The sequence below is a fragment of the Alcaligenes sp. SJTW-7 genome (assembly GCF_047716895.1).
GTDB classification, from domain to species: Bacteria; Pseudomonadota; Gammaproteobacteria; order Burkholderiales; family Burkholderiaceae_B; genus Alcaligenes; species Alcaligenes ammonioxydans.
In genome coordinates this window covers 3,550,118-3,573,118 of sequence record NZ_CP136682.1, presented here as the reverse complement: position 1 = coordinate 3,573,118, position 23,001 = coordinate 3,550,118, and the positions used below count along the sequence as shown (strand labels likewise).

Genomic DNA, 23,001 nt, shown 5'->3' with positions numbered 1-23,001 from the left:
TCCTCCAGCTCATTTGACGACAGGGGGGATTTCAAACGTGTGATGCGGTGCGGGCGAGGGAACGGTCCACTCCAGCCCCTCCGCGCCTTCCCAGGGCTTGGCACTGGCCGCTTCGCCTTTGCCGCGAGCCGCCTGAATCACGATGTAGATCAGCAGCAGTTGCGACAGCCCAAACCAGAAGGCGCCAATGGTGGCAATCTGGTGAAAGTCCGTGAATTGGCCAGCGTAGTCCACATAACGACGCGGCATGCCCGCCAGACCCAGAAAATGCATGGGAAAGAAGGTCACGTTGAACGAGATCATGGTGGACCAGAAATGAATCTTGCCCAGGCGTTCGTTGTACATGCGGCCCGTCCACTTGGGCAGCCAGTAGTAGGCGCCGCCAAACAAGGCAAACAGCGATCCGGCAACCAGCACATAGTGAAAATGAGCCACTACGTAATAGGTGTCGTGGACCGCAATATCAATCGGCGCCACGGCCAGGATCAGGCCTGTAAAACCGCCAATCGTGAACACGAAGATAAAGCCGATGGCAAACAGCATGGGCGTTTCAAAGGACAGCGAGCCACGCCACATGGTAGCCACCCAGTTAAAGATCTTCACCCCGGTAGGGATGGAGATCAACATAGTGGCGTACATGAAATACAGTTGCCCGGTCACGGGCATTCCGGTGGTGAACATGTGGTGAGCCCACACCAGAAACGACAAGATGGCGATGGCGGCCGTGGCATACACCATGGAGGCATAGCCGAACAAGGGTTTGCGCGAGAAGGCCGGAACAATGGCCGACACAATCCCGAAGGCCGGCAAGATCATGATGTAGACCTCGGGGTGGCCAAAGAACCAGAAGATGTGCTGGTACAGAACCGGGTCGCCGCCGCCGGCCGCGTTAAAGAAATGGGTGCCAAAGTGGCGATCGGTCAGCAGCATGGTCACGGCTGCGGCCAGTACGGGCATGACGGCAATCAGCAGATAAGCGGTAATCAGCCAGGTCCAGCAAAACAGCGGCATTTTCATCAGGGTCATGCCGGGGGCGCGCATGTTCAGGACCGTCACCACAATATTGATGGCCCCCATGATGGACGATGCCCCCAGAATGTGGACTGCAAAAATGGTGAAGTCCATGCCTGGACCCATTTGCAAGGACAGGGGGGCATACATGGTCCAGCCGCCGGCCGGGGCGCCGCCAGGTACAAAGAATGAAGCAGTGAACAGGATCGCGCCGACTGGCAAAAGCCAGAAGCTAAAGTTGTTCATGCGGGCAAAGGCCATGTCCGAAGCACCAATCTGCAGCGGAATCATCCAGTTGGCAAAGCCCACAAAGGCCGGCATGATCGCGCCGAAAATCATGATCAGGCCGTGCATGGTGGTGAACTGATTGAACAGCTCGGGCCGGAAAAACTGGAGACCGGGCTGAAATAGTTCGGTCCGCAGCAGCAGAGCCAGCACGCCGCCTTCGAGCAACATCACAAACGAGAAGATCAGGTACATGGTCCCGATGTCTTTGTGGTTGGTGGCGAATAACCAGCGACGCCAGCCGCTAGGGGTGGCATGGGCATGATGGTGATCCTCATGTCCGCTCGGGTTCGCTACATGGTCGACGGTGACGCTACTCATGCTTGACTCCTTGCTGCACTCCCCCTGGCCGTAGTCAGGGATAGATTGATGGTGTGATGGGCGACGGGCGCTAAATCAGCGCTGTGCCTTGACGTCGGCGGGCGTGACGACAGGGTCCGGCCCTTTGTCTGCGTTGCCCCAGGCGTTGCGTGTGTAGGTGATGACCGCGGCAATCTGCACATCATTGAGCTGATCGCGAAAGGCAGCCATAGCCGTGCCGGGATGGCCATTGAGCACGGTGTCTATCTGACCTTTCATGGGAGCGAGCACAAACTTCGTGTTGCCCTCCAACGCCGGGAAGGTGCCGGGTACGCCTTTGCCATTGGCCTGGTGACACGCGACGCAGTTTTGCGCAAAGACTTGTTGACCACGTTCGATCAGCTCGTCTTTGCTCCAGTCCTTGTTGGGGTCATCGGCCTGGGCAGTGAGCAGGTCGGTCTGCTCTTTGGCCCACCGGTTGTAATCATCCTGCTCCATCACTTGCACGACGATGGGCATATAGGCGTGGTCCTTGCCGCACAGCTCGGCACATTGGCCACGGTAAATACCCACCTTGTCTGCACGGAACCAGGTATCACGCAAAAAGCCGGGAATGGCGTCTTGCTTGACACCGAATTCGGGCACCATCCACGAGTGAATGACGTCTTCTGCGGTCAGCATGACACGCACTTTCTTGTTCACAGGAACGACCAGGGGCTTGTCTACTTCCATCAAATAGTTGGGCCCGATGGGCTCGCGTCCTTCGATCTGGGCACGGGGGGTGGACAGGTTGGACAGGTATTTGACGCCGCTGGCTGGGCCGTCCAGATATTCGTAGCCCCATTTCCACTGATAGCCGGTGACCTTGACGGTCAGATCCGCACTGCTGGTGTCTTTCATGGCCACCACGGTTTTGGTGGCGGGCAGGGCCATGCCGATCACAATCAAAAAGGGAATGACTGTCCAGGCAACCTCGACACCCAGATGCTCGTGAAAGCGTGCCGCAATGGCGCCCTTGGACTTGCGGTGCCGGATGATGGAGTAGAACATCACGCCGAACACGCCAATGAAGATGATGGTACAGATAATCAGCATCATCCAGTGCAGCCAGGCGATGTCCTGGGCTATGGGGGTGACCCCATTGGGCAAATTGAGCTGATTGACACGGGGTCCACCTTCCATATTGGTGGTCTGAGCCAGGCTAGGACCTGCCATCGAACAGGCGGTCAGAGCAAATAAACTTCTCCACATCTTCATTGTTGTCCCTCTTTTGGTGTTGCCATGCCAAACCGGGGTTCGGCTGCGTCAACGCTCCGAAAAATCCAACGCTGGAAGAAACTGCGGTGTTGCAGTGGCGGGCTTGTAGCAGCTAAGTGCTGGCCCGCTCGAAGTTTTTAGTCGCTTATCTGTTCACGGAAATTATATAGAACTTGCTTTAGCCTTCAAGGGCAGGGTATGTCCCTAGAAGACAAGGTTGGACTAAACGCTACAAAAGCCGTAATGGGTCAAGGCTTGAATTACAATCGCCGACTATGACTTTGTTCCAAAACCGATCGCTTACTCAGGCCCTGCGACAGCGCATGCTCAGCCTGACCAGTCAGTTGCAACAACTGCCCCCGCCGGGCAGCCGCCCAGTCACGGTTGACGGGCGTGTTGCCGGCTGGATCACGCCCAAGGCCGCCCGTTGCATTGAGCCCCTGCCGGGGGTGACGATTGAAGAGGATGTCTTGCGTCTGAGCGATTGCCCGAGCCAGGACCTGAGCCTGGCTCAGGTCCTGGATCAGGTTGCCTTGCGTTTGCAGGAAGGCGGCTGCATCCGGGCCTGGCGTGATGAGCTGCTGGATGTGGTCGGTGAAGGGCAATGCCTGTCCCGTATTGAGCGTGGTGCGGTGCGGCCCTTGGGGTTTCTCACGCAGGCAGTGCATTTGAATGGCTGGTCCACGGATGGCCGTATCTGGGCCGCGCGCCGTTCCCCAACCAAATCCACAGACCCGAACATGTGGGATACGCTGGTGGGCGGATTGGCGGTCAGTGGAGAGTCGCTGCAGTCATCCCTGATTCGTGAAAGCTACGAAGAGGCTGGTTTGCCAGAGTCGGTGCTGGCCCATAGCAGCCCTTTGCGTGTGTCCTTGCGCATGCACCGTCGGCTGCCTGAAGGCTATCAGGTGGAAAATGCCCTGGTCAGTGACTGCGTGCTGGCTGACGAGGTACGGCCCTGCAATATGGACGGCGAGGTTAGTGAATTTCGCTTATTGACGCTGGATGAAGCCTGGCAAATGATAGAAGCAGACATGTTCACCCTGGAAGCGCAAGTGGTGCTGATTGACAGCATCAAGCAGCATCTGGAACAGCTGGCCTGAGCCTGGGATACGCCGGGCAGCCATCAACCCCATGGGAGCTAAGCATGAACCCGAATCCTTTTGGTATACCTGATTTCAATGCCCTGGGCGGCAGCAACAACCCCTTGCTACGTAGCATGGACATGATGGCCCAAGCCTGGAAAAACATGGCAGGCGGTGGGGCAGGTGACGTGAGCTCGGGCATGATGCCCAGTCTGTCCCCCGATGATCTGGACCGCCGCATTCGTGACTTGCGTGCCGTGGAAAGCTGGTTGCAGTTAAACCTGTCCATGTTGAGCACCACCATTCAGGGCCTGGAGATTCAGCGCTCCACCCTGGCGGCCATCAAGACCATGGCCCAGCAAGGGACGCAGGCGGCTGGCGGGAAAAATCCCTTTGAGGCCTTCATGGCTTTTAATCCTCTGGCTGCGGGAGCGGCGGGAGTAGCGAGCAGTGTGGCAGAGGCCAAGGCGCAGGCCTGCCCACCTGAGACTGGTTCGCACACGGCAGCGCAGCCTGCATCCATGCCGTCACCGTCCTCGCCGCCCCAGTCTGAAGCGGCTGCCAGCCAGAACAGCCCCGGCGACAAACAGCCTGGCGCTCAGCAGGACGCCGACGCAGGTGCAGGCAATCCCGCTGCCCAAGCCTGGTGGAACATGTTGCAACAGCAGTTTGATGCCATGGCCACGGCTACCGCTGCCTCGATGCAGCAGGTGGAAAACTATCGTCAGCAGGCAAGCAAGGCTAAAGCGGCTGGTTCGTCAAAGCCCGCTAAACCGGCGGCTGCCAATGCCCATACTTCTGCCAAAACCAGTGCTCCGGCCGCGGCCAGGACCGTAAAACCGTCCGCGAAAGCAGCCACTAAAAGCGCGGCCAAGGTGGCCACCAAAACGGCGGCTAAAAAAACCGCCACGCGCAGCACTACACGCAGTACCAAAAAGAACTGATCGACCAACCTAGTAGGTAAATTTTTATGCTTAATATCGTGATTCTGGCAGCAGGCATGGGCAAGCGTATGCAGTCTGACCTGCCCAAAGTACTGCATCCTATCGCCGGCAAATCCATGCTGGCCCACGTGCTCGACAGCGCACGTGAATTGGAGCCGGAAAAAGTTGTGGTCGTGGTAGGTCATGGCGCCGAGCGCGTTCAGCAAACCTTCGCCCAGGCCGAGCTGGCCTTTGCCCTGCAGCAACCCCAGCACGGTACGGGTCATGCGGTGCAACAGGCTGTGCCGGAGCTAGTCGGTGGCGATAAGGACGATGATGCCACTCTGGTGCTATACGGCGACGTCCCTCTGGTTCAGGCCGACACCTTGCGCCGCTTGCTGCAGGCACGTGGCCAAGGCGTGGCCGTGTTGACTGAAACACTGGCCGATTCCACCGGCTACGGTCGCATCATTCGGGGTGCGGACGGTTCCGTGCAGCGTATTGTGGAACACAAGGATGCCAATGAAGCTGAACGTGCCGTAAAAGAAGTGAATACCGGTATTCTGGTTGCTCCTACGGCCCGTCTGAAAGACTGGTTGACCCGTATTACGAATGATAACGCTCAGGGCGAGTATTACCTGACCGACATCATCGCCTTGGCGGTGGCCGATGGCGTGTCGGTGCAGGCGGCCCAGCCGGCGGCTGGGTGGGAAACCCTGGGGGTGAACAGCCGTATTCAACAAGCCGAACTGGAACGCTTGTGGCAAGCCGAGCAGGCTCGTCGCTTGCTGGAAAAAGGCGTGACACTGGCTGACCCGGCTCGCTTCGATGTGCGCGGCACCCTGGAATGCGGTCGTGATGTGTTCATTGATGTGGGTTGCGTGTTTGAAGGCAAGGTTGTGCTGCAGGATGGCGTGCGCGTGGGCCCGCACAGCGTGCTGCGTGACGTGACTATCGGCGCCGGTACCCAGATCGAGGCCTTCAGCCATCTGCAGCAAGCCCAGGTAGGCGAAGACGCCCGTATCGGCCCTTACGCCCGCCTGCGTCCTGGTGCTGTTCTGGCCAATCGCACCCACGTGGGCAACTTCGTGGAAATCAAGAACACCCAGCTGGGCGAGGGCTCCAAGGCCAATCATCTGGCCTATATCGGTGATGCCGATGTGGGCCAGCGCGTGAACATTGGTGCAGGCACCATCACCTGCAATTACGACGGCGTGAACAAATTCCGTACCGTGATTGGTGACGATGCCTTCATCGGTTCGGATACGCAGTTGGTGGCTCCGGTGACCGTAGGCCGAGGCGCAACAATTGGCGCGGGTACGACCCTGGTGCGCAATGCGCCGGATGATCAACTGACCTTGTCGCGTTCGGAACAGCGCAGCGTGTCCGGCTGGAAGCGCCCCGTTCGTAAGTCCTGATGGGTGTCAGCCTATCTTTGACCTCCCTGGCTTTGCCTGACAAGGGCAGGGAGGCAAGGCGTACGTCGGGCATACCCGGCTCCAACGGATTGACCCTGGATCAATGCCATGCGCATTTTGCAGCTTAATTTCGAGCGCGGTTGGCGCGGTGGCGAACGGCAAACCTTGCTGAGCGTCCAGCAGATGCAGCAGGCAGGCCATCAGGTCAGCCTCTTGGCCCGGCGCGGTGAAGCACTGGCTGCTCGGGCCAAGGAACAGGGGTTGAGTGTGGTGGAATGCGCCTCTGTGGGTGCCGCGCTGCGCTATCTGCTGGTGCATGGACGTGGTTTTGACATCGTCCATTCCCAAACCGCGTCCTGCATGAGCTGGCTGGCCTTATTGCATTTCTGGCTGCCCAAGCGGCTTGTTTTTACACGGCGCACGGCTTTTCCCGTTGACCGCAAACGTATCGAACAACGTAGTGGTGGGCGACAGTCAAACAGTCCCTTGAGCGTGAAAGAGCGCCGGACGCGCTGGAAATGGCGCAAGGCGGACCGGCTGGTTGCCATCAGCCAGGCAGCGGCGGCAGAGCCGCGACGTCTGGGTTTGTCTGTCGAGGTGATTCCCAGCGCCATTGAGTATGTGGCGTCGGATGAGGCCTATGTGAACCACTTGCGTCAGCGCTGGAACCCAAATGGACTGCGTGTTCTGGGGACGATGGCCGCATTGTCGGCCGAGAAGGACCCCTTGACCCTGATTCGGGCGGTTCACGCCCTGTCTCAGCGTCGCCAGGACTTTGTGTTTCTGCATTTTGGTGCGCCCGGCTCCGAGTCCGCGGTGGCACAGGATTTGATTGCGCAATTAGGTCTGGAGTCTTGCTATAAGCTGAGCGGTTTTGAAGCCCGCCCCGAACAGGCTTACCGTCTGATGGATGGCTTTGTCCTCAGTTCCCGGCATGAAGCGCTCGGGTCCAGTGTGCTGGATGCGTTCGTGTATGGCGTGCCGGTCACTGCCACGATGGCGGGCGGCTTGACGGAGTTGCTGGGTAATGGACGTGGGAAGTTATGTGCGGTCGGGGACGCACAGGCTATTGCTCAGGCTTTGGATGACACCTTGAGCAATCCGGCAGCAGCGCGTCAACAAGCCGCGCTGGCGCAACGCTGGGTGCAGCAGGAGCATGACCCTGCCGTTATGGTGCAGCGTTATTTGCGTTTGTATCAACAACTGGTACTGCAACGTGTGCAAACCTGAGCGCGGCTGATTCACGCGGTTTTTGCGCGTTCCACACGCTGCGCTTGTGCGGGTCCTGACGCATGTTTTAATACCTGCCATCGCCATCGCCATCGCCATCGCCATCGCCATCGCCATCGCCATCGCCCGCCGTTCGTATCTTATTCACGGCTGGTGGCGTTTCGGCTCTAAAACTTGGTCTGGCTCAGATTTTGGGTGCAGGCAACGGTACACGTGTTTCGAATTTGGCCTGATGAATGGAAAAAAAACTGCGGATATTACGTATGTTCGCCTGGCTGGTGAACAGGGCATGAGCCAGCTTGTGATAGGCCGTCATATCGCTGACTTGCAAAATCACAATGAAATCCACCCCGGTTGAGACGCGATAGCACTGCGTCACCGCCGCTTCGGGGGCCATCAGGCGCTCGAACTGCTGCAAATATTCTTCACCCTGACGGTCCAGCGTAATCTCCACAATCGCCGTCAAACTGGAGCCCAGTTGCTCCGGGTCCAGCAAGGCGACCTGCCTGCGAATCACCCCTTGTTCACTTAAACGACGCACTCGCCGCAAACAGGTTGGGGGAGAGGCATGCACGAGCAAAGCCAGTTCCTGATTGCTGATGGAAGCATCATTTTGCAGCTGCTCCAGAATGCGTAAATCCAGCTCGTCTAGTTCAATCATGACAATGTTTATCTAATCGTATTGAAATAAAATTCCAGAAAATCAGAATTTTTATTTATTTATTTTGTTTTTATTATTAAGTGAAATTTTAATTCATTTCAAAAGAAAAATAGACATAAAATTTTATGTGTTTCAGATCAGAATAAGCAGATTGCATTGATTAGTCGGCCGACCGAAAGGGGCCATGAACAGGAGTTGGCTATGTGTGGAATTGTTGGCGCTGTGGCGCAACGCGATATTGTTCCCGTGCTGCTGGAAGGTCTGAAACGTCTGGAGTACCGGGGCTACGATTCTTGTGGCGTTGCTGTTCATGCGCAGGGCCAGTTGTTGCGGGCGCGCAGTACTCAGCGCGTGGCCGAGCTGCAAGAACAGGTTAAGGCAGACCATCTGCAAGGCTTTACCGGTATTGCTCATACCCGTTGGGCAACCCATGGCGCGCCGGCTACTCATAATGCACACCCGCATTTTTCGGGCAAAGGTAAGGCCCGCATTGCGCTGGTGCATAACGGCATCATTGAAAACCACGACGAGCTGCGCGCCGAGCTGCAAGCCATAGGCTATGTGTTCGAGAGCCAGACCGACACCGAAGTGATCGCTCACCTGATTGACCACCTGTACAACGGTGATCTGTTCGAGGCTGTGCAGCAGGTTATTCGCCGTTTGACCGGCGCTTATGCGATTGCGGTGTTCTGTCAGGATGAACCGCACCGTGTGGTGGGCGCGCGCCACGGCTCGCCCCTGGTGGTGGGTGTGGGTCAGAACGAGAACTTTCTGGCCTCGGATGCGCTGGCACTGGCCGGAACGACCGATCAGATCATTTATCTGGAAGACGGTGACGTGATTGATCTGCAAATCAGTAAAGTATGGATCATGGACAAGGAGGGGCGCTCTGTAGACCGTCCCGTCCACACCGTTCATTTGCACACCGCTGCGGCTGAATTGGGCCCCTATCGTCACTTTATGCAAAAGGAGATCTTTGAGCAGCCCCGCGCGGTGGGTGACACCTTGCAAGATATCGAAAGCGTCACCCCCGAGCTGTTTGGCGATCAGGCCTACAAGGTGTTCCAGGACATTGACAATGTGCTGATTCTGGCTTGTGGCACCAGCTACTATGCTGGTCTGACTGCTCGTTACTGGATCGAATCGCTGGCCAAAATCCCCGTCAACGTGGAAATTGCCAGCGAATACCGCTACCGCGACAGCGTTCCTAATCCCCGCACGCTGGTCGTGACTATTTCCCAGTCCGGCGAAACGGCTGACACGCTGGCTGCCTTGAAGCATGCCCGCAGTCTGGGCATGGAGCAGACCTTGACCATCTGCAACGTCGCCACCAGTGCCATGGTGCGCGAGTGCAAGCTGTCCTATATCACTCGTGCTGGCGTTGAAATTGGCGTGGCTTCCACCAAAGCCTTCACGACTCAGCTGACGGCCTTGTTTCTGTTGACCATCGCACTGGCGCAGGTCAAGGGCCACCTGAATCAGGAGCAGGAAGGCGACTACCTGAAAGCCTTGCGTCACTTGCCTACCGCTATCGCGGCCGTGCTGGCTCTGGAGCCGCAAATCATGGCCTGGGCGGACCGTTTTGCCAGCAAGGAAAACGCCTTGTTCCTGGGCCGTGGCATGCATTACCCCATCGCCATGGAAGGTGCGCTGAAGCTGAAAGAAATCAGCTACATCCACGCTGAAGGCTATCCGGCTGGTGAACTGAAACATGGCCCGCTGGCCCTGGTCACCGAAGCCATGCCCGTGGTCACTATCGCTCCACGCGATGAGTTGCTGGAAAAGCTGAAATCCAATATTGAAGAAGTCCATGCTCGTGGGGGTGAGCTGTATGTGTTTGCCGACGCCGATACCCGTATCGGCAGCAGTGAACGTGTGCATGTAATCCGTATGCCAGAGCACTACGGCAAACTGTCCCCTATCCTGCACACCGTGACCCTGCAATTGCTGGCCTATCACACGGCTTGCTCGCGCGGCACGGACGTGGATAAGCCACGTAATCTGGCCAAGAGTGTGACCGTCGAATAAACCTTGATTCAAGGTGCCAAAAATGAAGAGCCGCTGCGGCGGCTCTTTTGGTATTTCGTTTCGGATGGCCGTTTGTGGTCGGTTTTTATCGAGAAACATGCCTCATGAGTGAGAGTAGGCTTTACCGCTAAGCCGCTGTAAATAATGGATCTGGCTCTGCCCCCTGACAACAGGGTCTATATCCCGGCAGAACATACCTTGCACGTGTTCCGGAAGGATGTGAGTCACGGCAAAGTCAAAAAGATCAAACAGTGTCTGGGACGTATCTCGTTTACAAGGAATGCACGGGGGAAGCTGTAAGGTGTCGTACAGGCTGACAAGGTGAGACTCAAGGCCCGGATTGGGCGTAAAGCTGAATTCGGGCTTTTTCACAGCTTTGAATTGCTTGCGGGATTTATAATCAAACTACAAGATTAGTAATCTAACTAAATGGTTGGCGCTCAGAGTTACGAGCGTGAAAAGTCTTTGCCCCGGATGCGTGTGCAGGTGCTGATGCTGGGGTGGTAATGCATCCGCGTCGTGTTGTCTGCTCAGCTTAGCGAGCAGGTCTTGGAAAGCGATGTCTGGGCAGCAGCGCCAACACTTTCTGGCCGGGCTGCAAGAGGCAATGGCTGGTTTATCCAGCCAGGGTATTGAGGTTCTGACCCTGAGCGTTACGGAGCCTCATATCGATCAAGCCAGCAGCCATCACTTTATGGGTGTGTGGCGCTTCCCGGATCAGCGGGCTTGCCAGGCTCTGCTGGCGGGTATCCAAGCCAGCGGTTGGTATGAGTACTTCGATCACATAAACGCGGCGGGCGCGCAGGGTGAGTTTGCTCAACACCTGCTTGATCTGGCGAATGTTTGATGGAGTGGTAGGGCACGAGTTGCTTATTTTTCCGGCCCTCGGTGCTGGCTATTTATATGGTGTAGGCATGGAGCCTGGTTACGAGCCCATGCCACTGATGGCTTGATCGGGAAAGAAAGGAAGGCAATCACTTCATTTGCTGCACCGCATCTCAAGGAAAACCTCCATGTACGGCAGCTAAGCATGGCGGCACACTGGAAGAGAGGCCGCGCCCGCCCGGGGGTGGTCTGTTTTCGGGATGAGCGCAACTATGCAGTCTTCACATGTGGCACACGTCCAAGAGATCACGGCTGTTTGGCAGGGCAGCCTGTCCCGGCGCGATCAGGCTGTGGTCCATAGCTGGCGGCGGTGTATTGAGCATCACAGGCTGGACCCGGCACAGGCTTGCGAGGCCTATATCGTGCCCGATTCCCAGCTGCGTGAGCACCGTCAACAGTCCGAAGCCCTGATCAATATTGCGCGCTCCGGGCTGGAGCGTCTTTATCAACAGGTGTCCGGGCTCAATTACGTACTGCTGTTGTCCGATAACAAGGGCGTTACGGTGGATTTTCTGGGTTCGGAAGGCCAGCGCGATGCCTTGCGGCAGGCCGGCCTGTATATGGGCTCGGAATGGTCTGAAGAGCGTGCGGGAACGTGCGCGGTGGGCACTTGCCTGCACACGGGCGAGGCCCTGACCATTCATCAAAATGATCATTTCGATCATATGCATGCGCCTTTATCCTGCACGGCGGCGCCTATCTATCACTATGACGGCAAGCTGGCCGCAGTACTGGATTTGTCCTTGTTGCAGTCGCCGGAGGCCAAGGCCAGCCAGGGCTTGGCCCTGCACCTTGCCAATGCGGCGACCCGTCGTATTGAATTGGCTAATTTGATGGCCTGCCACCGTCAGGAATGGATTCTATGTTTGTCGCAGTCGCCGGAGTTTCTGGATATTGATCCGGAAGCGGCTATTGCGATTGATGGCTCTGGCCGTATCAAGGGCATGACGCATACGGGTGCCCGAATTCTGGCGCGGGCAGCGGGGGTGGACTGGCGTAATCCTGCGGATTTGCTGGGGCAGAGTTTGATGCGCTTTCTGCATCTGGAAGTGGATCAGTTACCGACCTTGATGCGCTATCGCCCCACGCAGGAGCGAGTCGTCATGGCCCGGGATGGGAGTGTGCTGTTTGCCCATGCCATTGAGCCCAGGCGTGTATTGAACAATCGGTCTGTGGGGATGGATGGGGCAGCCGTGGATGCGGCCTTGCCACAGGCATTGCGAGGCTTGGCAGGCACGGATGCGGCCATGCAGTCCATGCTGCTGAAAGCTGCCCGTTTGGCAACGCGGGAAATGCCGGTACTGTTGCAGGGCGAGACGGGTTCGGGCAAAGAATATCTGGCCCGTGCGATTCACACGGCTAGTGGTCGTCGCGGGAGTTTTGTGGCCGTCAATTGTGCGGCCTTGCCCGAGAGTCTGATTGAAAGCGAATTGTTCGGCTATTTAGCTGGCACGTATACCGGCGGTGCTGCACGAGGTCGCACGGGTTTGATCGAGGCGGCTGATGGAGGCACTCTATTCCTGGACGAGATTGGCGACATGCCGCTGGCTTTGCAAAGTCGTTTGCTGCGAGTGCTGGCCGAGTCCGAGGTCATGCCCTTGGGCGCACGCACAAGCAAGCGCGTGGACCTGCGCGTGATTTCAGCCAGCCACCATGATTTAAGCGCCCTGGTAGAGCAAGGCCGCTTCCGTGCGGATTTGCTGTATCGCTTGAATGCGGCGGTGTTGACCCTGCCTGCCTTGCGTCAGCGCAGTGATCTGGAGTGGCTGGTGCAGCAGATATTGCATCGGCGTAACAAAGGCGATGTACCCGGCTTGTCTCCCGAGGCCTGGCAAGCGTTGCAAGCGTATGAGTGGCCAGGTAATTTGCGCGAACTGGACAATGCGCTGGTGCTGGCACTGGCCTTGGCGGAAGGTTCCTGCATTGAGGTACAGGATTTACCAGAGGCGTTGCGCGAGCGGCGTCTGGCCACATCTACAAGTAGCCCGACGTCAGTTATCTGCGCCGGGGAACCCTCCTGGCGGCAGGTTTTGCAGGCCTGCGACGGTAATGTCAGTGCGGCAGCGCGGCAGCTTGGAATCAGCCGGTCCACCTTGCATCGTTATATCAAACGAGCAGGTCTGACTCAGCAAGACTCGGCCCCTGACACAGGCTGCGACACCTGATGCACCACCTGTGTCACCACTGGCACAGTTTCACCGCTTTAAAACAAGCGATACCCCTTTAAAACAAGCCGTTCCCGGTTTGGCACGGTGTTTGCTATGTATTCCATAGCTGGGCAGCAAAAGCCCGGCGCATCATTAAAACGATATGGAGACAAATCATGCAAACACAGCAGCAACTGCAGCCGTCTGCGCAACAGTTGGACACGGTTCTTGACCAGTTGACCCATGCGCTTGCCAGCAATGCACCGGACGATGCGGCAGCCCTGTTTGCCGAAGAATGCTTTTGGCGTGATCTGGTCATGTTCACCTGGAATATCCGAACCATGGAGGGGCGCGATCAGATCCGCGACATGCTGACGCAGCAGCAACAAGGTGCCGTGTCAGCCAGGTTCGAGCGCGACAGTGCCGAGCCGGTCAGTGACGATGGCCAAGGTCTGGTGGAGGGCTGGTTCCATGTGGAAACCGATGTGGCGCGTGGCTATGGCCATATTCGCGTCAAGGACGGCAAGATCTGGACCTTTCTGACCACCATGTCTGAATTGAAAGGCTATGAGGAGCCGTTAGGCGTGCGTCGTCCCATGGGGGCCGAGCACGGCATCCGGCGCGGCCGTCAGACCTGGCAGGAGCGTCGTCAACAGGAGCAGGCAACATTAGGTACGTCTGAACAGCCCTATGTATTGATCATTGGGGGCGGACAGGGCGGCATTGCCCTGGGCGCACGTTTGCGGCAGTTGAATGTGCCCACGCTCATCATTGATCAACATGCTCGACCCGGCGATAGCTGGCGCAAGCGTTACAAGTCTCTGTGCCTGCATGACCCCGTCTGGTACGACCACCTGCCTTATATGCCTTTCCCCGACAACTGGCCTGTCTTTGCGCCCAAGGACAAGATTGGCGACTGGCTGGAAATGTACGTCAAGGTGATGGAGCTGAATTACTGGAGCAGCACCGTGTGCAAGAAGGTGCGCTACGACGAGCCCAGCCAGACCTGGGAAGTGGAGATCGAGCGTGATGGCAAGCCCATGACGCTACGGCCACAGCAACTGGTCTTTGCCACGGGCATGTCCGGCAAGGCGAATGTGCCCAGTATCAAGGGACAGGAGGTGTTCAAGGGTGAGCAGCAGCACTCCTCGCAGCACCCTGGGCCGCAAGCGTATGCGGGCAAGAAAGTAGTCGTGATCGGGGCCAATAACTCGGCGCACGATATTTGCGCGGCGTTGTGGGAGGCGGGGGCGGACGTCACCATGGTGCAACGTTCGTCCACCCATATTGTGCGATCCGACTCCTTGATGGAGATCGGCTTGGGAGATCTGTATTCTGAACGGGCGCTGGCTTCGGGAGTCACCACGCGCAAGGCAGACTTGCTCTTTGCGTCCCTGCCCTATCGCATCATGGCGGACTTCCAGATTCCTGTGTACGACAAGATCCGCGAGCGTGATGCAGAGTTCTACCAGAAGCTGGAGGCGGCAGGCTTCATGCTGGATTGGGGTGACGATGGTTCGGGCTTGTTCATGAAATACCTGCGACGTGCTTCGGGCTACTACATCGACGTAGGCGCTTGCGAGCTGATCATCGACGGCAGCATCAAGCTGAAATCCCGGACCGACATCAGCCATCTGACCGAGAACGCTGTGGTACTGACAGACGGCACGCAATTGCCTGCGGATCTGGTGGTGTACGCCACGGGCTACGGTTCCATGAACGGCTGGGTAGCGGATCTGGCCGGCCAGGAAATGGCGGACCGGGTGGGTAAATGCTGGGGCCTGGGTTCGGAAACCACGAAAGATCCGGGGCCATGGGAGGGCGAGCAGCGCAATATGTGGAAACCCACCCAGCAGCCAAATCTGTGGTTTCACGGCGGCAACCTGCATCAGTCGCGGCATTACTCACAATATCTGGCCTTGCAGCTGAAAGCGCGTCAAGCGGGTTTGCCGGTGCAGGTCTATGGGCTGCAGCAAGTGCATCATTTGCGGTAATTGACCGGCTCACGGTGTCGCGTTTGTTAGTGGCACTGCTAAATTTCTTACCTTATGTATCCGCCCTGTCTTGCCTCTTCATGGGCAGGACAGGGTCTGTGGTCGTCCCGGCCCTTGGGTAAATTATTGCTCGTGCGAACAGCCTTCTGGTCAACGTTGTCCCCTACGTGAAAACCAGTCTCGATGCCGGGTAGGGCGGTTTGGGGCCAACTGGTACAGGGTCAGAAAAACAGGGTCAGGGACATCTGCTTATTCAGGTCGAAGAAGCTGCCTTGAGCAATTTGAAGGGAAATTATTATAAGGAAATTGCTTGTAGCATTTCGTAGTTGTCGCCCTGGTCGGGAATGTTACGGTGGAACCATCCATTGCAAACAACGAAATTTTTGTTGATTGAATTGGACTCCTTTTAATAGCAGGGATAAGGGAATTTTTAATTCTAAAAATACTCTTTCTGATATTGGAGAAAATCTATGAAAAAATCCGCCATCCTATCCAGTTTTCTAATGGCCTCGGCTTTGAGTTTTGGCCTGCAAGGCGGCGCACTGGCTAATGAGCCTGCCGTTAATCAGGATCATTCCGCAACAGCGGGCGAAGCCGTCAGCGATACCTGGATTACCACCAAGATCAAGGCTGATCTGGCCAGTACCAAGGATTTGAAGAGCACGGATATCTCTGTTGAGACCAATAACGGGGTTGCAACATTGACCGGTACCGTGCCTAGCGAAATCGAGCTTAAAAAAGCGGTGGCAGCCACCGAAAGCGTGAAAGGTGTTGTGAAAGTCGACTCGTCGGGATTGAAAGTGAAGCCGGAATAATTATTCCCTGATCAATCTCTGTAATGAAATTCCTTTGTAAATAGGAGAACGACTATGAATGAAGATACGATCAAAGGCAAATGGAAGCAGCTGACTGGTAAAATCCAGGCGAAATGGGGCAAGCTGACCAATGACGATATGGATGTTGCCGAGGGCAATACCGAGTATCTGGTCGGTAAGATTCAGGAGCGCTACGGTATTGCACGTGAAGAGGCTGAAAAGCAGGTTCACGATTTTAATCGCGGCATCTGATCCCCGGCTTGATGGCCCGTTCAGAGAAAACGCCCTGCATATGCAGGGCGTTTTTGTTTTCTGAAACCGATCGCACACTCCATGACCGGGTTTCTAAACCTGCCAGGCTCAGAATGGCGCTTAGTCCTCGTCCATGGCTTGGTAGCGTTCGACCAGATAGTCCAGCAGGGCCCGTACGGCGGGCATTTGACCACGGCGCGAGGAAAACACCGCATGAATGATCTCGCGGCGCGGCGCCCAGTCCGGGATCAGTTTGACTAAAGCGCCTTGTGCCAATTGATCGCAAACCACCAGTGTAGGCAGTTGGACGATTCCCACTCCAGCCAGGGCCGCGGCGCGCAGGGCGGTCATGTCCGTCGTGATCAGACGGGGTGTGTGGTGCAGTACGGCTTGCGCTCCATTGGGTCCGAACAAGGTCCAGGTATGGGTTTGCTGAGGCACACCCAGGCCCAGGCTGGGATAGTCGGCCAGATCCGCCGGCGAACCGGGCATTCCGTAACGGGCAATCAGCGCCGGGCTGGCTGTCAGACATTGGCTACGATCGGATAAAACACGCATCACCAGATCACTGTCCTGCAGGGGCGGGGGGCGGACGCGGATTGCGATATCCAGTGCTTCTCCGATGAGATCCACCTTCCGGTTGGTGGCCTCCAGCTGAACCGTCACATGCGGATAGCGGACCATGAAATCAGCCAACATCGTGCTGACATGCGCGTTCAGCAAGGTGATGGGGCAACTGAGACGTACCACGCCACGTGGCTCGTCATGCGTCATTTCAATGGCGGCTTGTGCCGCTTCAGCCTCTACCAGCATGGCCTTGCAGTGTTCGTAATAGGTCTGGCCGATTTCGGTCACCGTAAAGCGCCGGGTAGAACGTTGTATCAGCCGAACCCCCAGGCGCTCTTCCAAAGCGGCCAGTCGGCGGCTCAGGGTGGATTTGGGCAAGCCCAGTGCGCGACCGGCCGGGGCAAAGCCGCCGTGATCCACAATCTGAACATAAAAGTACAAGTCATTTAAATCGTGCATAGCGCTTTTATCGTTCCATAAATGGAACAGAGATGACCGTTTTAGGGGGCTACTGACTTCATCGTTCCGAGTTTATTCTGTCTCCTATGTTGAAACAAGGAGATGGACATGAAGAACATTCTTGGTATTTATAGTGCGCCCCGTCCCCATTGGGTGGGCGACGGCTTTCCCGTTCGCTCCCTGTTTTCGTACCACACGCACGCAAAACAGCTGAGTCCTTTTCTGTTGCTTGACTATGCCGGCCCGGCCGAGTTCGCGCCCAGCGAGCACAAGCGCGGTGTAGGTCAGCATCCGCACCGGGGGTTTGAAACGGTCACCATCGTCTACAAGGGGGAAGTGTCGCACCACGACTCCACCGGCCAGGGGGGCACGATCGGACCGGGCGATGTGCAGTGGATGACGGCGGGTTCGGGCATCTTGCACGAGGAGTACCACTCTGATGCCTTTGCCCGTTCGGGCGGCACCTTGGAGATGGTGCAGTTGTGGGTCAACCTGCCAGCCAAAGACAAAGGCACGCCTGCCGGTTATCAGGCTATTACTGACAAGCAGATCCCTGTCGTGCCTCTGCCCGATGCTGCCGGCAAGGTGCGCATTATTGCCGGTGAAAAAGACGGCGCTACAGGCCCTGCCAGAACCTTCACCCCCATGAATGTATGGGATTTGCGCCTGAATCAGGGGGGGATTGTCGAGCTGGAAAGTCCGCAAGGCTGGACGGCCGCCTTGGTGGTCCTGCATGGCACGGTGCTGGTCAATGGGCAAAGTGTGGCGCGTGAAGGGCAATTGGTAGTGCTGGATCGCGCCGGTAGCCAGTTCATGGTGGAAGCCAATAACGATGCTGTGGTCTTGCTGATCAGTGGTCAACCGATTGATGAGCCCATCGTGGGTCATGGGCCGTTTGTCATGAATAGCCAGCAGGAAATCTTGCAGGCGATGGACGATTTTAACAATGGCCGCTTTGGCTCCATGCCTTCTGGCGCGACTTCCTAAGGCTGGTCGGTGAAGGCGGGCCGGTCCGCTCTCACTGGCTGGGTTGAAACAGCTCAACGCTTTGTTTTTGCAGCGCGATTTCCCAGAAGCGCTTTAGCCGTGCCGGGTGCCGGATTGGCACCCACCCTTTCTTACTCATTCTTAAGGAGAACTGAAATGACTACGCCTTATAAACGTCTTGATAAAGACCAGGCCGCTGTATTACTGGTCGATCACCAAACCGGGCTGCTGTCTCTGGTCCGTGATATTGATCCGGACAAGTTCAAGAACAATGTGCTGGCTTTGGCTGATCTGGCCAAGTACTTCAAGCTGCCCACGATTTTGACTACCAGCTTTGAAGAAGGCCCTAATGGCCCCTTGGTTCCCGAACTGAAAGAAATTTTTCCCGATGCGCCTTACATCGCACGTCCTGGTCAGATCAACGCCTGGGACAACGACGAGTTCGTCAAGGCTATCGAGGCAAGCGGCAAGAAGCAACTGATTATTGCGGGAGTTGTCACGGAAGTGTGCGTGGCATTTCCGGCCCTGTCGGCCCTGGAAGCCGGGTTTGATGTGTTTGTGGTAACTGACGCCTCGGGGACATTCAATGAAATTACCCGCCACTCAGCGTGGGATCGCATGTCGGCGGCTGGCGCGCAGTTGATGACCTGGTTTGGGGTGGCCTGCGAGCTACACCGCGATTGGCGTAACGATGTGGAAGGTCTGGGTGCCTTGTTCTCTGCCCATATTCCTGACTATCGCAATCTGATCCACAGTCACAGCAAGTTTACTTCTGGCAAGTAAGCGTTTGTTTGCCCTGCTGCCCAGCTTGATGGGCAGCATTTCTTTCGTTTTCGTCGCCCGCGAGGAGCAGGCAGACATGGATAAAATTTGCTCATCTTGACTGGCGGAAGGCGGACGAACGGAGTAAAAAACCAGGTGCTGGTGTGAACGGGTAAATAGACCATGGTCTGTGTGGATGCGGTAAAAACCTGGGTTTGCATGACAGCGTGGAGCGATTTTTAAAAGGTAGCTGGAATGCGATTGAAAGATAAGGTGGCGCTTGTAACCGGATCGGCAGCCGGTATAGGTTTGGCAACGGCCAGAAAGTTTGCCCAGGAAGGCGCGGTGGTGGTCTTGTGTGACCGGGATGCCCAAGCCCTTGAGTCGGCCGCACAGTCCTTGCACGCCCCGGGCGTGACAGTCGTGGCCTATACCGTGGATGTCACCGACCGTGCCCAGATTGATGCGATGGTGGCGGATGTAAAGCACCGGTTCGGCCGTATCGATGTATTGGTGAACAATGCCGGGATCACCAAAGACGCCAAGCTGCTGCGCATGACGGAACAGCAGTTTGACGATGTCATTGATGTCAATTTGAAAGCGGTATTCAATTTCACTCAGGCAGTGGCCGCGGTGATGCTGGAGCAGGAAAGCGGCGCTATCCTCAATGCGTCCAGTGTGGTGGGGCTGTATGGCAATTATGGTCAGACCAATTACGCGGCTAGCAAGTTTGGTGTGATTGGGTTTACCAAGACCTGGGCCCGTGAACTGGGCCCCAAAGGGATTCGCGTCAATGCCGTTTGCCCTGGTTTCATCGAGACGGACATTTTGAAATCCATCCCTGAAAAAGTGCTGCAAGGCTTTCGCGATCATTGCTGGCTGCGCCGTATGGGCAAGCCGGAGGAAGTGGCCAATGTATACGCGTTCCTGGCTTCGGACGAGGCCAGCTTTATCAATGGCACGACCTTAGAAGTATCAGGTGGCCTGACGATTTGATGTTGCGTCTGCAGCGGCGCCTGAATCGGGGCCCCGCCAAGGCCTGGAGCGTAAGTTACAAGCCCGATCCCGCCTGGATACGGGATCGGGTTTTTTGATGCAGGCTTTCAGCGGGGATGCCGCGGCGTGAGAACTGTTTGCCGATTTCCCGGCCCGCGCCAACGGGCTTGGCAGCAGAGACAGGATTTAATCCAACTCGGGGTGACGGTCCACCAGACCTTGGCGTTTCTGTTTCAGGCTTTCCAACTCGGCCTCGGCCTTGGCAATGGCTTCTTCCACCTCCTGGACGCTTTGCTCGATGTGATCGTAGGCTTGTTGGAGCAGTTCTTTGGCTTCCTTGGGGTTGGAGGCGGTCGGCGTATCGCCGCGCAAGGGGCGGTTAGCCGTTTCAGGCAGGAACACGGCCGTAATCAAACCGATGACACTGGCAAACATCAGGTAATAGGCAGGGATCAGAAGGTTATTGCTTTGCTCCACCAGCCAGGCAGCGATGGTTGGTGTCAGGCCCGCCACAATAATCGCAATATTGAAAGAGGCGGCCAGGGCACTGTAGCGTAGTCGGGTCGGGAACAGGGCGGGCAGGGTAGAGGCCATGACCCCGGTCAGGCAGTTCAGTAAAACGGCCAGAATCAGCAGTCCCAGAAAGATCTGCACATTGCTGTCGCTGCCAATAAAGTGGAAGGCGGGAATGGCAAAGATCAGCAGTCCCAGACTGCCGGCCAGCAAGAAGGGCTTGCGCCCGATCTTGTCGCTGACAAAGCCCACCACCGGTTGCACAAACAGCATCCCGATCATCACCACCACAATAATGAAGACACCGTGTTCTTCGGCATAGCCCAGACTGCTGGACAGATAGGTCGGCATGTAGGTCAGCAACATGTAGTAGGTAATGTTGGTGACCAGCACCATGCCAATACAGATCAGCAGGGCTTTACGGTATTTGGAGAAGATCTCGCCAAAGGAAATCGTCGGGCGCTCTTGCAGGGCGGCACGGTCCTCTTTTTCCATCTTTTCCAGTTGCTCGGTAAAGGCTGGCGTCTCTTCGGCCGCATGGCGCAGATACAGGCCCAAAATGCCCAGTGGGCCGGCTATCAGGAAGGGAATGCGCCAGCCCCAGTCCTGAAAACTGGCTTCGCTCAGGGATGTTTGCAGCAACACCACCAGACCAGCGCCCAGCACAAAGCCTGCAATGGAGCCAAAGTCCAGCCAGCTTCCCAGAAACCCGCGTTGCCGGTCAGGTGCATATTCGGCCACAAAGACCGCGGCGCCGGTGTATTCGCCGCCCACGGAAAAACCCTGGGCCAGTTTGCACAGCAACAGCAAGATGGGGGCCCAGATACCAATCGCGAGGTAGGAGGGAATCAGGCCTATCAGGAAGGTGCTGATCGCCATGATGATGATGGTCAGGGACAGCACCTTCTGACGACCGAACTTGTCCCCCATCAGCCCGAAGAATACGCCGCCCAATGGTCGCACCAAAAAAGGCACGGAAAAGGTGCCCAGCGCCGCAATGGTTTGCACGGCGGGCGAGGCGTCGGGGAAAAAGACTTTACCCAAGGTGGCGGCCACAAAGCCGTAGACACCAAAATCAAACCATTCCATGGCGTTGCCCAGCGCAGCGGCAGTCACGGCCTTTTTGAGCTTGGTGTTGTCTACGACGGTGATGTCGTCAAGATGAAGCGGCTTGGCGTTGCTGGAGGTCGCGGAAGACTGCGTCATGGTGCTTCTCCTGGTGAGCAGGACGATGACGCGCTGGGTCGCCTTGTGGGCCATCAACACCCGGAAAGCAGCACGGGCATGATGGCAGGGTGATCAGGCGAGCCTGAACGGTGCTACGTCCGGCTTTGCTGTTCGTCTATTCATGGAAAGGGTCGAGCAGACTGGGCCAGGTCGCGTCATCCTGCGCACGCGACTAGCGGTCCTTATTGTTACCGAGGCCGCGCGCCCCTCCCATGATTTTTGCATATGCTTACAGAGCGCGGCATCCAGGCGGTAATGCTGCTTTTTTCACATAGGCCCGCAGCTCATCCACCAAGGCGGCCGCTGCAGGTGTCAAATCATGTTCCTGATGGAACATCAGGCATAAGGTGCGAACCAGTGTGGGGGCTTGCAGCAGCGAAAAACTCAGGCCGGGCATGAGAACCCGTTGAGCGGCCAGGGCCGGCAGCAGGGCAATGGCCAGACCACTTTGTACCAACGCCGCTTGTGAGGTGGTGCTGGACGCTTCATAAAAAGGGGCTGAGGCCTCAATGGGTAAATCCGGTCGCGATTGCAGCACTGCCATGATGCCTGTTTCGTCCACCACACCGACCAGTTTGCGCTCCTCCAGCGCCGACCAACTGACCGTGTTGTTGGCATCGGGTTTGATCTGCGTGTCGTCGCTGCGATAGAGCACGCCGAATTGATCTTCCAGCAGGGGTTGACTGTCCAGCCCTTGGACATCTGCCCAGGGACTGGTCAGACCAAAGTCGATTTCTCCTGCCACGATCTGGCGCTGAATGCGGCCTGAGTTGTCATCACGCAGATACAGCCGTACCGCAGGGTGCTGCTGCGAGAAATGAGCGGCAGCCGGTGCAATCAGATCCGTGATGGCCGAAGGGGCGGCCGCCACACTGACCCGCCCGCTTTTCAATTCTCCGTAACGCATGACATCACTGATGGCCCCATCAAAGTCCGCCAGCAATCGCGTGATGCGCGGCAGGAACTCCAGGCCAATAGGCGTCAGGGATACGCGCCGACTGGTGCGATTGAACAGAGTGGTATTCAAGGCAACTTCCAACTGCTGAATCAGGCCCGTGACCGAGGACTGGGTTTGAAAAAGTCGCCGGGCGGCGTGGGTGAAGCTGGCCTCCTGGGCGACGGCGACAAAGGCATTCAGGTGCTTGAGCGTGATGTGCTTGGGAAGTCTGTCCATTTCATTTTCTGATTAATCAATTAAC

Annotated in this window: 19 protein-coding genes; 13 read left to right on the top strand and 6 right to left on the bottom strand. The window is 56.9% G+C overall.

The features are described from left to right. Window positions 1-9: 9 nt before the first annotated feature. Both ctaD and coxB read right to left on the bottom strand, forming a co-directional pair. Window positions 10-1,617: a cytochrome c oxidase subunit I gene (ctaD, locus tag RSQ48_RS16185; protein WP_003805154.1), complete on the bottom strand. Its 1,608-nt coding sequence runs from the start codon at window positions 1,615-1,617 to the stop codon at window positions 10-12. A gap of 75 nt (window positions 1,618-1,692) precedes the next feature. Beyond that, window positions 1,693-2,853, bottom strand: a complete 1,161-nt coding sequence (gene coxB, locus RSQ48_RS16180; protein ID WP_301606100.1) for a cytochrome c oxidase subunit II — start codon at window positions 2,851-2,853, stop codon at window positions 1,693-1,695. A gap of 275 nt (window positions 2,854-3,128) precedes the next feature. Between coxB and RSQ48_RS16175 the strand changes: the two genes are divergently transcribed. The 4 genes from RSQ48_RS16175 to RSQ48_RS16160 all read left to right on the top strand — a co-directional run bounded on the left by RSQ48_RS16175 (window position 3,129) and on the right by RSQ48_RS16160 (window position 7,509). Further along, on the top strand, window positions 3,129-3,956 hold the full coding sequence (locus RSQ48_RS16175) for an NUDIX hydrolase (RefSeq protein ID WP_003805151.1): 828 nt from the start codon (window positions 3,129-3,131) through the stop codon (window positions 3,954-3,956). Window positions 3,957-4,000: 44 nt separating this feature from the next. After that, on the top strand, window positions 4,001-4,882 hold the full coding sequence (locus RSQ48_RS16170; protein WP_301606097.1) for a PhaM family polyhydroxyalkanoate granule multifunctional regulatory protein: 882 nt from the start codon (window positions 4,001-4,003) through the stop codon (window positions 4,880-4,882). A 26-nt stretch (window positions 4,883-4,908) separates the two neighbouring features. Continuing rightward, window positions 4,909-6,279, top strand: coding sequence for a bifunctional UDP-N-acetylglucosamine diphosphorylase/glucosamine-1-phosphate N-acetyltransferase GlmU (glmU, locus tag RSQ48_RS16165; RefSeq protein WP_003805147.1), 1,371 nt, complete (start codon window positions 4,909-4,911; stop codon window positions 6,277-6,279). Between the two features lie 108 nt (window positions 6,280-6,387). Continuing rightward, window positions 6,388-7,509, top strand: coding sequence for a glycosyltransferase family 4 protein (locus RSQ48_RS16160; protein ID WP_415301989.1), 1,122 nt, complete (start codon window positions 6,388-6,390; stop codon window positions 7,507-7,509). A gap of 184 nt (window positions 7,510-7,693) precedes the next feature. Here the strand turns inward: RSQ48_RS16160 and RSQ48_RS16155 are convergent, their stop codons facing one another. Then, window positions 7,694-8,170, bottom strand: coding sequence for an Lrp/AsnC family transcriptional regulator (locus RSQ48_RS16155; RefSeq protein WP_003805628.1), 477 nt, complete (start codon window positions 8,168-8,170; stop codon window positions 7,694-7,696). A gap of 201 nt (window positions 8,171-8,371) precedes the next feature. Here RSQ48_RS16155 and glmS point away from each other — a divergent pair, with 201 nt between their 5' ends. From glmS to RSQ48_RS16125, 6 genes are all read left to right on the top strand, one after another. Next, a complete protein-coding gene (glmS, locus tag RSQ48_RS16150; RefSeq protein ID WP_003805630.1) occupies window positions 8,372-10,198 on the top strand; it encodes a glutamine--fructose-6-phosphate transaminase (isomerizing) in 1,827 nt (608 codons plus the stop codon). A 526-nt stretch (window positions 10,199-10,724) separates the two neighbouring features. Beyond that, the gene (locus tag RSQ48_RS16145) at window positions 10,725-11,045 is read left to right on the top strand and encodes a DUF6616 family protein (protein WP_039944128.1); all 321 of its coding nucleotides are present in this window, start codon (window positions 10,725-10,727) and stop codon (window positions 11,043-11,045) included. A gap of 250 nt (window positions 11,046-11,295) precedes the next feature. Then, window positions 11,296-13,248 (top strand): sigma-54-dependent Fis family transcriptional regulator, encoded by a 1,953-nt coding sequence (locus tag RSQ48_RS16140; protein WP_003805634.1) that lies wholly within the window; start codon window positions 11,296-11,298, stop codon window positions 13,246-13,248. A gap of 158 nt (window positions 13,249-13,406) precedes the next feature. Further along, a complete protein-coding gene (locus RSQ48_RS16135; RefSeq protein WP_003805635.1) occupies window positions 13,407-15,224 on the top strand; it encodes an NAD(P)/FAD-dependent oxidoreductase in 1,818 nt (605 codons plus the stop codon). Between the two features lie 470 nt (window positions 15,225-15,694). Next, window positions 15,695-16,039, top strand: coding sequence for a BON domain-containing protein (locus RSQ48_RS16130; protein ID WP_003805637.1), 345 nt, complete (start codon window positions 15,695-15,697; stop codon window positions 16,037-16,039). 54 nt (window positions 16,040-16,093) lie between these two features. Further along, a complete protein-coding gene (locus RSQ48_RS16125) occupies window positions 16,094-16,291 on the top strand; it encodes a CsbD family protein (RefSeq protein WP_003805639.1) in 198 nt (65 codons plus the stop codon). A gap of 120 nt (window positions 16,292-16,411) precedes the next feature. On the opposite strand, the gene RSQ48_RS16120 is transcribed toward RSQ48_RS16125, so the two are convergent. Continuing rightward, window positions 16,412-17,317, bottom strand: a complete 906-nt coding sequence (locus tag RSQ48_RS16120; RefSeq protein ID WP_415301988.1) for a LysR family transcriptional regulator — start codon at window positions 17,315-17,317, stop codon at window positions 16,412-16,414. Window positions 17,318-17,425: 108 nt separating this feature from the next. On the opposite strand from RSQ48_RS16120, the gene RSQ48_RS16115 reads away from it, so the two are divergent. The 3 genes from RSQ48_RS16115 (at window position 17,426) to fabG (ending at window position 20,062) form a co-directional block, all read left to right on the top strand. Beyond that, window positions 17,426-18,304, top strand: coding sequence for a pirin family protein (locus tag RSQ48_RS16115; RefSeq protein ID WP_003805643.1), 879 nt, complete (start codon window positions 17,426-17,428; stop codon window positions 18,302-18,304). A gap of 156 nt (window positions 18,305-18,460) precedes the next feature. After that, window positions 18,461-19,087 carry an isochorismate family cysteine hydrolase YcaC gene (gene ycaC / locus RSQ48_RS16110; RefSeq protein WP_240209097.1) on the top strand — a complete coding sequence of 209 codons (627 nt, stop codon included), beginning with the start codon at window positions 18,461-18,463 and terminating at the stop codon, window positions 19,085-19,087. Window positions 19,088-19,321: 234 nt separating this feature from the next. Continuing rightward, complete coding sequence (gene fabG, locus RSQ48_RS16105) at window positions 19,322-20,062, top strand: 3-oxoacyl-ACP reductase FabG (protein WP_059318118.1); 741 nt, start codon at window positions 19,322-19,324, stop codon at window positions 20,060-20,062. A gap of 186 nt (window positions 20,063-20,248) precedes the next feature. Here the strand turns inward: fabG and proP are convergent, their stop codons facing one another. Both proP and RSQ48_RS16095 read right to left on the bottom strand, forming a co-directional pair. Next, window positions 20,249-21,781: a glycine betaine/L-proline transporter ProP gene (gene proP, locus RSQ48_RS16100; RefSeq protein WP_003805648.1), complete on the bottom strand. Its 1,533-nt coding sequence runs from the start codon at window positions 21,779-21,781 to the stop codon at window positions 20,249-20,251. Window positions 21,782-22,031: 250 nt separating this feature from the next. Continuing rightward, window positions 22,032-22,976 (bottom strand): LysR family transcriptional regulator, encoded by a 945-nt coding sequence (locus RSQ48_RS16095; RefSeq protein ID WP_059318119.1) that lies wholly within the window; start codon window positions 22,974-22,976, stop codon window positions 22,032-22,034. Between the last annotated feature and the right edge of the window lie 25 nt (window positions 22,977-23,001).